This window comes from Pseudomonas sp. (assembly GCF_041601375.1).
In the GTDB taxonomy this organism is placed as follows: domain Bacteria; phylum Pseudomonadota; class Gammaproteobacteria; order Pseudomonadales; family Pseudomonadaceae; genus Aquipseudomonas.
The window spans coordinates 1-9,524 of sequence record NZ_JBFIIG010000166.1 but is presented as its reverse complement, the minus strand read 5'-3'; the positions used below and the strand labels follow the sequence as shown (position 1 = coordinate 9,524).

General features: G+C 60.5%; 7 protein-coding genes. 4 read left to right on the top strand and 3 right to left on the bottom strand.

The genetic code is table 11. The features are described from left to right. Positions 1–248 precede the first annotated feature (248 nt). Both ABZE94_RS17525 and ABZE94_RS17520 read right to left on the bottom strand, forming a co-directional pair. Positions 249–1,427 carry a VWA domain-containing protein gene (locus ABZE94_RS17525; protein WP_372876905.1) on the bottom strand — a complete coding sequence of 393 codons (1,179 nt, stop codon included), beginning with the start codon at positions 1,425–1,427 and terminating at the stop codon, positions 249–251. A gap of 169 nt (positions 1,428–1,596) precedes the next feature. Continuing rightward, positions 1,597–2,442, bottom strand: coding sequence for an AAA family ATPase (locus tag ABZE94_RS17520; RefSeq protein ID WP_372876904.1), 846 nt, complete (start codon positions 2,440–2,442; stop codon positions 1,597–1,599). A gap of 248 nt (positions 2,443–2,690) precedes the next feature. Between ABZE94_RS17520 and cysK the strand changes: the two genes are divergently transcribed. Beyond that, positions 2,691–3,665, top strand: a complete 975-nt coding sequence (gene cysK / locus ABZE94_RS17515) for a cysteine synthase A (RefSeq protein ID WP_372876902.1) — start codon at positions 2,691–2,693, stop codon at positions 3,663–3,665. A gap of 350 nt (positions 3,666–4,015) precedes the next feature. Here the strand turns inward: cysK and ABZE94_RS17510 are convergent, their stop codons facing one another. Next, positions 4,016–4,480: a transposase gene (locus ABZE94_RS17510; RefSeq protein ID WP_372876900.1), complete on the bottom strand. Its 465-nt coding sequence runs from the start codon at positions 4,478–4,480 to the stop codon at positions 4,016–4,018. A 615-nt stretch (positions 4,481–5,095) separates the two neighbouring features. Here ABZE94_RS17510 and ihfB point away from each other — a divergent pair. The 3 genes from ihfB to ABZE94_RS17495 all read left to right on the top strand — a co-directional run bounded on the left by ihfB (position 5,096) and on the right by ABZE94_RS17495 (position 9,355). After that, complete coding sequence (gene ihfB, locus ABZE94_RS17505) at positions 5,096–5,380, top strand: integration host factor subunit beta (protein ID WP_172149193.1); 285 nt, start codon at positions 5,096–5,098, stop codon at positions 5,378–5,380. A 710-nt stretch (positions 5,381–6,090) separates the two neighbouring features. Next, positions 6,091–7,356 carry a Wzz/FepE/Etk N-terminal domain-containing protein gene (locus tag ABZE94_RS17500; protein ID WP_372876898.1) on the top strand — a complete coding sequence of 422 codons (1,266 nt, stop codon included), beginning with the start codon at positions 6,091–6,093 and terminating at the stop codon, positions 7,354–7,356. Between the two features lie 682 nt (positions 7,357–8,038). Further along, positions 8,039–9,355 carry a Wzz/FepE/Etk N-terminal domain-containing protein gene (locus tag ABZE94_RS17495; RefSeq protein ID WP_372876896.1) on the top strand — a complete coding sequence of 439 codons (1,317 nt, stop codon included), beginning with the start codon at positions 8,039–8,041 and terminating at the stop codon, positions 9,353–9,355. Positions 9,356–9,524 lie beyond the last annotated feature (169 nt).

The following is a 9,524-nucleotide window of genomic DNA, read 5'->3' as shown; positions in this document are numbered from 1 at the left end:
TAGGGTGTCACTCGCCGCAGGCAGTGCACCATTGATTCGGTGGCGTGGCACAAAAGCTGGCGGGCTGTCGCTGCGCTCCGAGGCCGCCCTACGATTCGTAACCATCCCTGGACCTGAGGCAATCCGCAATCCGTAGGGTGTCACTCGCCGCAGGCAGTGCACCATTGGTTAAGCGGTGCGACGCAAAGCTGGCGGGCTGTCGCTGCGCTCCGAGGCCGCCCTACGGGCCACATGTTGAATTGCCTGCGTTACTTGGACAGGAACTTCATGCCATCTTCCAAGCCTTGCAGGGTCAGCGGGTACATCTTGTCCTCGAGCAGCTCGCGCATGATATTGGTCGAAGCGGTGTAGCCCCAGGCGTCCTTGGGGTAGGGGTTGATCCAGATGAGCTTCTTGTACTTCTCCATGAAGCGCTTGATCCACACGTAGCCCGGCTCCTCGTTCCAGTGCTCGACGCTGCCGCCGGCCTGGGTGATCTCATAAGGCGCCATGGCCGCGTCGCCGACGAACACCACCTTGTAGTCGGCGCCGTATTTATTCAGCAGATCCTGGGTGGAGAAACGCTCCGAGCTGCGGCGCAGGTTGTTCTTCCACACCGACTCGTACACGCAGTTGTGGAAGTAGAAATACTCCATGTGCTTGAACTCGGTCTTGCAGGCCGAGAACAGCTCCTCGCAGACCTTGACGTGGGCATCCATCGAGCCGCCGATGTCGAACAGGATCAGCAGCTTGACCGTGTTGCGCCGCTCCGGGCGCATCTGGATGTTGAGCAGGCCGCCGTCCTTGGCGGTGTGGTCGATGGTGCCGTCCAGGTCCAGCTCGTCCTGGGCACCCTGGCGGGCGAACTTGCGCAGGCGGCGCAGGGCGATCTTGATGTTGCGCGTGCCCAGTTCGACCTGGTCGTCGAGGTTCTTGTACTCGCGCTGGTCCCAGACCTTGACCGCCTTGCCCTGGCGCTTGCCGGCATCGCCGACGCGGATGCCTTCCGGGTTGAAGCCGCCGGAGCCGAACGGGCTGGTGCCGCCGGTGCCGATCCACTTGTTGCCGCCGGCGTGGCGTTCCTTCTGTTCTTCCAGGCGCTTCTTGAACTCCTCGATCAGCTTGTCCAGGCCGCCGAGGGATTCGATCTTGGCGCGTTCCTCGTCGCTCAGTGAGCGCTCGAATTCCTTGCGCAACCACTCATCGGGGATCAACGCCTCGATGTGCTGGTTGAGGTTTTCCAGGCCCTTGAAATAGGCGCCGAAGGCCCGGTCGAACTTGTCGAAATGGCGCTCGTCCTTGACCAGGATCGCGCGGGCGAGATAGTAGAACTCGTCCATGTCGGCGAACACCACGTTGTGCTTCAACGCGTTGATCAGGTCGAGCAGCTCGCGCACCGACACCGGCACCTTGGCCGCGCGCATTTCATTGAACAGGTTGAGCAGCATGGCTGCATCCTCGTGTAATCGTTGACTCCAAAAAACGTTCCAGGGGCTGCGAGCTAGAGCCAGGCTAGGCGAGGGCAGACGAGGAAGCGGAGTTTACGACTGTAAATGAGCATTCCGAGTCTGGCCTCAACGCAGCATGGCCGACGCGCAGCGGTCCCTGGGGCGATTTTCAGCGCGAGGCGCGGCGGCTCATGAAGGCCAGGCGCTCGAGCAGCTGCACGTCCTGCTCGTTCTTCACCAGCGCGCCGGCCAGCGGCGGGATGGCCTTGGTCGGATCGCGCTCGCGCAGCACCGCTTCGCCGATGTTGTCGGCCATCAGCAGCTTGAGCCAGTCGACCAGTTCGCTGGTGGACGGCTTCTTCTTCAGGCCCGGTACCTTGCGCACGTCAAAGAACACGTCCAGCGCCTCGGCCACCAGATCCTTCTTGATGTCCGGGTAGTGCACGTCGACGATCTTCTGCAGGGTCACGCGGTCCGGGAAGGCGATGTAGTGGAAGAAGCAGCGGCGCAGGAAGGCGTCCGGCAGCTCCTTCTCGTTGTTCGAGGTGATGATGATGATCGGGCGCAGCTTGGCCTTGATCGTCTCGTCGGTCTCGTAGACGTAGAACTCCATCTTGTCGAGTTCTTGCAGCAGGTCGTTGGGGAATTCGATGTCGGCCTTGTCGATCTCGTCGATCAGCAGGATCACTCGCTCATCGCTCTCGAAGGCTTCCCACAGCTTGCCCTTCTTGATGTAGTTGCGAACGTCGTGGACCTTGTCGGAATCCAGCTGCGAATCGCGCAGGCGGCTGACCGCGTCGTACTCGTACAGGCCCTGATGGGCCTTGGTGGTGGACTTGATGTGCCAGGTGATCAACTTGGCGCCGAAGGACTCGGCCAGTTGCTCGGCGAGCATGGTCTTGCCGGTACCGGGTTCGCCCTTGACCAGCAGCGGCCGCTCCAGGGTGATGGCGGCGTTGACCGCCAGCTTGAGGTCGTCGGTGGCGACATACGACTGGGTGCCTTCGAACTTCATCGGTAAATCCTCGAACGGTAACGTGCCGGGTAATACCCGCGGGTTCAGTATTTGAAAAGGCGACTATACCGCGCAGTCCCGGTGACTGTGAACGCAGACGCGCCATTCAGTCACTGAATGGCGAGTCACGCTTTGCTCGTCACTGCAGTCAGCTGGAGCTGCGAACCAGTTTCGCCGCGCTGGACGACCGAGCCTGAGCATCATAGGCTTCAGAGTTTCTCCCGGCCGCAAAGCACAAGGACACCGCCATGAGCCGCATCTTCGCAGACAACGCACAAACCATTGGTAACACCCCGCTGGTCAAGATCAACCGCCTCGGTCCGGCGGGCGTCACCATCCTGGCCAAGATCGAAGGGCGCAACCCGGCCTATTCGGTGAAGTGCCGGATCGGCGCCAGCATGGTTTGGGACGCGGAGGAGCGGGGTGTGCTCAAGCCCGGCATGTGCATCGTCGAACCGACCTCGGGCAACACCGGGATCGGCCTGGCCTTCGTCGCGGCGGCGCGCGGCTACCAATTGCTGCTGACCATGCCCGCCTCGATGAGCCTGGAGCGGCGCAAGGTGCTCAAGGCCCTGGGCGCCGAACTGGTGCTGACCGAGCCGGCCAAGGGCATGAAAGGCGCCATCGAGCGCGCTGCGGAAATCGCCGCCGCCAACCCCGCCAAGTACTTCATGCCGCAACAGTTCAACAACCCGGCCAATCCGGCGATCCACGAAACCACAACCGGCCCGGAAATTTGGAACGACACCGCTGGCGCCATCGACGTGCTGGTCTCCGGCGTCGGCACCGGCGGCACCATCACCGGCGTGTCGCGCTACATCAAGCAGGCCCGAGGCAAAGCGATTCTCTCGGTGGCGGTCGAACCCATCGGCTCGCCGGTGATCAGCCAGACCATCGCCGGCGAAGAACTCAAGCCCAGCCCGCACAAGATCCAGGGCATCGGCGCCGGCTTCGTGCCGGACAACCTCGACCTGGCCATGGTCGACCGCGTCGAACTGGTCAGCGACGAAGACGCCAAGGCCGTGGCGCAGCGCTTGATGCGCGAAGAGGGCATCCTCTGCGGCATCTCCTGCGGCGCCGCCATGGCCGCGGCCCTGCGCATCGCCGCCGAACCGGCCATGCAAGGCAAAACCATCGTGGTCATCCTCCCCGATTCCGGCGAGCGCTACCTGAGCAGCATGCTGTTCAGCGACATGTTCAGCGAACAGGAACTGGTGCAGTAACCCCCCACCGGATAAGGACACACAGGAGCGGGGCGCGCGGTTCGTTGTAGGAGCGGCTTCAGCCGCGAATTCCCCGGAACACATAAAATCTTCGCAGACGGCCAGCAACAGCTTCGCGGCTAAAGCCACTCCTACGAGGAACGATTAGCGCGCATGTAGGAGCGGCCGGGCGGCGTTCCGTTTTAGCCGCGAATTCCCCGAAACACAGAAAATCTTCGCAGCCGGACAGCAAAAGCTTCGCGGCTAAAGCCACTCCTACGAGAAGCGGAAACGAAACGCCGCCCGACTGCTCCCACGGGAACGATTGGCGCGCACGCTGATACGGGTTCAAAAACAGCGACAAAAGTTTTCTACAGCCATATGGCATCCCACAACGGATAGTCACCCATCCGGTTGACCAGTCTCGCCCGCAGTGGGTTGGCCACTACATAGCGGGCCATGGCCTGAAGGTCTTCTTCCCGACGTAGCGCACGGTCGTGATAGCCGCGCTGCCAGAGTGGCCCTCGGCGTCCCAGATAACTGTTGATCTGCCAGGCACTCTTGCCTTTGATGCGCTGCATTAACTCATCCAGTGAATGTTGCTCAAGTCTGACCAGCCAATGCAGGTGATCCGGCATCACCACCCAGGCCAGAGATGAAACCCAGCCTTGCTCATGGGTAGCGCGCAGCTCGCTCACCAACAAACGGCCCACGGCAAACTCGCTAAGCAGCGGCTGCCGGTTCTGCACGGTGGTGGTCAGCAGATATATACGGCCCGGCTCGGAAAAGCGGCCGTTGCGCAAACGGTGCGCTTGAGAGAGGACAGATTCGGGCATTCCCTTGCCTCAAGATCACGGAGTCGATTTGGGTATAGCAGGCGATTGGCTTCGCGGCCAAACCGCTCGCCACCCGGTCACTCGCGGGGTGAAGATTGCCAATAATCTGCTGACGTGTAGGAGCGGCCGGGCGGCGTTCCGTTTCAGCCGCGAATTCTCCAAAACACAGAAAGTCTTCGCAGACGGCCAGCAAAAGCTTCGCGGCTAAAGCCACTCCTACAAAAAGCGCAACAATGCATAAATTCAATGAGATACGGGTTATTTGGTAGGAGCGGTGTAGGAGCGGCTTCAGCCGCGAATTCTCCAAAACACAGAAAGTCTTCGCAGACGGCCAGCAAAAGCTTCGCGGCTAAAGCCGCTCCTACAGGGAACGATTGGCTTCGTGGCAATGCGGATCGCCGCCCGGGTTGGCGCACGCGTAGGCGCGGCCGGGCGGCGTTCCGTTTCAGCCGCGAATTCTCCGAAACATAGAAAACCTCACAGACGGCCAGCAAAAGCTTCGCAGCCAAGCGGAACGCTCCGACCCTTACTGTTTTTCGGGCTGTTCAAATGCTGGGCAGCGTGCTAAAACCATTCTATCGAGTGATCTAGCCGCTTGAAAAAGAAGGGAAAAACATGACCAAGTCGGAGTTGATCGAAAGGATCGTCACCCACCAGGGGCAGCTCTCAAACAAAGATGTCGAGCTGGCCATCAAAACCATGCTGGAACAGATGTCCCAGGCTTTGGCTACGGGTGACCGCATTGAAATCCGCGGCTTCGGCAGTTTTTCTCTGCACTACCGCGCGCCACGTGTTGGGCGCAACCCGAAAACGGGTGATTCGGTTCGCCTCGACGGCAAATTTGTCCCGCATTTCAAACCGGGCAAAGAGCTGCGCGATCGGGTCAATGAAGACGAGTAGGGCTGTGCCTGTTCTGTCCTAGCGCATTTCGTCGTGCCAGCGGTTGTAAAAGCGCATCAGCATTCAGCAGCGACAGCCTGCCAGCTTCTGCGCCGCGCCGTCGAACCCATGGTGCACTGCCTGCGGGTAGGGCGGTCCGGGCGGCGTTCCGATCGGAGCGCAGCGACAACCCGCCAGCTTTTGCGCCGCACCACCGCACCCACGGTGCACTAGCTGCACCGAGTGACACCTACAGTCGCGGATCGATGCCTCTCTCATCAAAAACCCATATCTCATTGATTATATTGATTATTGTAGGAGCGGCTTTAGCCGCGAATTCTTCGCGGCGCAGCAAAGCTTCGCGGCTGAAGCGGAACGCCGCCCGGCCGCTCCTACAGGTACCCACAAGCCGACAGACACGATTGCCCCCAGTTTGCTGCGCGACAGCGCGGCGTCTGGACGACGGGCGATCTCTCTTCACTCGTGTGAGTGGTCCCTAGGCAGCCGTTTTTTAGCCCGCTTTTTCAGCGCGATGCGCAGTTCAGTCACGAATTAACTGTTTTTTGCACGGCTCCGCGCAAATTTCAGGGTGTGCTGAACTTTACTTGGAAAAGGCTGCCATATTTCTTCTTGATGTATGTGGAAACCAAATCTGTTGGCCCGGCAATGGCTTCAGCAGGCTGCTTAGGGACGAGCAATAGAAAACTGTTTGCTTCGGAGCGTCCCCAGATATGCAAGACCAATCGCCGCGATCCTTTCATGATGACGAGATCGACTTGGTCGAACTGTTTCAATCCCTGTTCAAGCAAAAGTATCTGATCCTGGCTGTCGCCGCCCTGGTGACTGTTATGGCGGCTGCCTATGCGTTTCTGGCCACGCCGCATTACCAGGTGCAGAGCGTATTGCGTCCGGTCGATCGCGGCAGCCTCGATGAATTGAATGGTACCGGCGTCTACGAGCTGACCCCGAGCGAGGCGCTAAAACGCGTAGGCGCAGGGCTTTCCTCCTATGAAAACCGCCTGGCGTTCTTTCGTGATCATCAGGCGCTTTTCGGTGGTCTGATCGAGCCGGGGCGTTCGCTGGAACAGGCGTTTGAAGCGTTCAATCGAACGTCGTTCACCATGCTGCAAGTCGACCCTAAGAAAGCCAATGGCCAGAGCGACTTTGTCGGCCTGTCGCTGACCTACCCGCGGGGCGTGGAGGGGGTGGAGGTGGTCAACGGCCTGGTCACCTTCGTGCTGGAAGCCGAACGGGCGCGAATAGCTTCGGACCTGAAGGTGCTGATCGCCAATCGTCTGTTCAATATCGAGCAGAAAATCGAAGCGGCACGGGCCAGCTATGACGCGAGCAAGCAGGCACAGATCGCCGCTCTGCTCGAGCAGGACACCCTGACCCGCGCCCAGTTGCAGGACGAGCTCCAAGCCTTGCGCGCCGAATTGAAAACCCGGCGCCAGTCGCGCATCGCGCTTCTCGACGAATCCATCCAGATTGCCGAATCGCTGGGCATCCAGAAGCCCACCACACCCTCATCCATGTCCGACACGCTGCGCCAGGGGCAAGTTGTGCGCACCGAAGTGAGCAGCCGGGAACTTCCGCTCTATTTCATGGGTAGCGAAGCCTTGAAGGCCGAGCGCGAGGCGTTGAGCGCACGCCGCTCGGACGACTTCATCGAGCCGCGAATTGCCGAGATCGAGAAGGAGCTGACGCTGCTGGGCCACAACCGCCAGGTGGAAATTCTCGAAAAGCGCCAGAACGAAGACCTCTACCTCAAGGATCTGGCCGAATGGCGCCAGGAGGCGGCACAACTCAAGGGCATCAACTTCGATGCCAGCGCATTGAAGCTGGTGCGGCTGGATCAGCACGCACTCGAACCGCTCGCACCAGTCAAGCCGAAGAAGGCCCTGATCATCGCCTTGGGTGGGGTGGTGGGCCTGATGCTCGGTGTTTTCGCAGCCTTGCTGCGCAATTTACTGCGCCCTAAAAAGCAAACGGTGTGAGCGTGGTTGGCTAGATCAACTCCTCGGATCACGCCGGAACTCATTCAGGCTGCTGTCGCGCAACAAACCCCAGTATCCAATACGCGACCGCAGGATGGTGCGGGCGGCGATCCGTCGGGCGGTGATCCGCCGGGCCGCGCAGGATGGAGCGCAGCGATACCCATCACCTTCGAATAACAGCCCGTATCAGCGGCAGACGTGCGTTTACTGCCGATAACCATAATCGGCGGTGACGTGATTTATTGATTACCGATGGGTATCGCTGTGCTCAACCACATCCTACCCAAGCAGCTCGCACCATCACTCCTGCAGAACGAACGCTTGGCGTCCATAGGCAATGAAGGGGCAGGGTGCCCAAGCGGTTCCCGTAAGTGGCGTGGAAACGCGTGAACAATTATTTGCACCCCCCTGCGCATTGGCTGACCCCTGCGGCTCAGGGCCCACACGGGCTGTGTCAGGCGTCACCAGGCGACCGGCCATCCGCCCATGAAGGCAGACCGCTGTCAAGTCTTGCAATGCCATACGCTGCTGGCACAATGCCGCGCAATCGCTGCTAGCAGGATTGGCGCAAGCCCCGATGCCACATGCCCCCAGGCAATGGCTGCAGCGGAAAGCAAGCCCAAGGATCGTTGTCTGCCTGCTGGCGCATTAGTGATGCCCTTTTTGAAGATGGATCTTGATCGTGAATGCAATTTCCCCGGCGACACCACAAACCCCCAGTGATGAAATCGACCTGGCCGCGCTGTTTCGCGCGCTCTGGAAGCAGAAGCTGCTGATTGTCTCCATCACACTGCTGGTCGGCCTGCTGGCGGCGGCATATGCCTTCCTGGCGACGCCTCAATACCAGGTGCAAAGCGTGCTGCGTCCGGCACTGATCAAAGACCTCGATGCGCTTAACCGCACCGGCGTATATACGCTGACCCCAGCCAAGGCCCTGCAGCGTGTCGGTGCTAGCTTGGAGTCTTACGACACCCGTCTCGAGTTCTTTCGCGCCAACCAGGGCTTGTTCGAGAGCCTGCGCCACCCGAATCGCAGCCTCGAGCAGACCTTTGAAAGCTTCAATCAGCAAGCGTTCAAGATGCTCCAGCCCGACCCGAAGAAGACCGACAGCCTGAGTGCCTACGTCGGCATCCAGTTGAGCTATCCCGAGGGCGTCAATGGCGTCGCCTTGGTCAACGGTTTGGTCGAGCACAGCGTTCAGCTAGAGCGCGAGCGCATTGCCACCGACCTGGCCGTGCTCGTTCAGAACCGCCTGAACCAGCTCGAGCTGCAGATAGCTGCTGCGCGTGCCAGCTATGAAGCGAGCAAAGAGTCGAAAATCGCCAAGCTGCTCGAGGCCGACAGCCTCAAGCGTGCGCAGTTGCAGGATGAGCTTAAAGCCCTGCGCCAGCAGCTCAAGACCCGTCGCGACAACCGGATTGCCCAGTTGGATGAGTCCATACGCATCGCCAAGACCCTCGGCATCGTCAAGCCGACCACCCCTTCGGCTCTGGGCGAGGGCGAGCGGGTTTCGCAGGGCAGCGTGATCCGCACCGAGGTCAATAGCCAGCAGATACCGCTCTATTTCATGGGCAGCGAAGCGCTCGAGGCCGAACGCAATGCCTTGCTGCAACGCCGTTCCGACGACTTCACCGAGCCGCGTGTCGCGCAGATCGCCAAGGAACTGCAACTGCTGGCGAACAATCGGCAGATCGAAGTGCTCAACAAACGGGAAGACGAAGACCTGTTTCTCAAGGACTTGGCCAACTGGCGTGAAGAGGCTGCGCGCTTGCGTAACCTCAATGTCGATGTGTCAGCGCTGAAGCTGGCCATGATCGACCAGTTGGCGATGCAGCCCCTGCAACCGATCAAGCCGAAGAAGGCCCTGATTCTGGCCTTGGGGCTGGTGCTCGGTGGCATGCTCGGCCTGTTCATCGCCCTGCTGCGCAATATGCTGCGCAGCAAGCCAGAGGCTTATGCCCAGACGCACGCGGCTCGAGAGCCTGCTCACAGCCTGTAGGCGCCAGGGGTGGCTGGTTCTTGCCGTGGTCCGGCTTTCCGGCAGTCCCCGTGCAGGGGCGGCCCAAATGATCTACCGGTAGTGCGGGATTCGGATGACACCGCCACGGCGCCAAAGACGGCGTGACCCGCTCCTGCCACGTATGCAGAAACGCGCGCAGGAGCGGCTG

What these genes read in the sequence shown, in the direction of transcription:
- ihfB (WP_172149193.1), top strand. Translation starts at nt 5,096, where the DNA reads ATGACCAAGTCGGAGTTGATCGAAAGGATCGTCACCCACCAGGGGCAG.
- ABZE94_RS17525 (WP_372876905.1), bottom strand. Translation starts at nt 1,427, where the DNA reads ATGCTGCTCAACCTGTTCAATGAAATGCGCGCGGCCAAGGTGCCGGTG.
- cysK (WP_372876902.1), top strand. Translation starts at nt 2,691, where the DNA reads ATGAGCCGCATCTTCGCAGACAACGCACAAACCATTGGTAACACCCCG.
- ABZE94_RS17520 (WP_372876904.1), bottom strand. Translation starts at nt 2,442, where the DNA reads ATGAAGTTCGAAGGCACCCAGTCGTATGTCGCCACCGACGACCTCAAG.
- ABZE94_RS17500 (WP_372876898.1), top strand. Translation starts at nt 6,091, where the DNA reads ATGCAAGACCAATCGCCGCGATCCTTTCATGATGACGAGATCGACTTG.
- ABZE94_RS17510 (WP_372876900.1), bottom strand. Translation starts at nt 4,480, where the DNA reads ATGCCCGAATCTGTCCTCTCTCAAGCGCACCGTTTGCGCAACGGCCGC.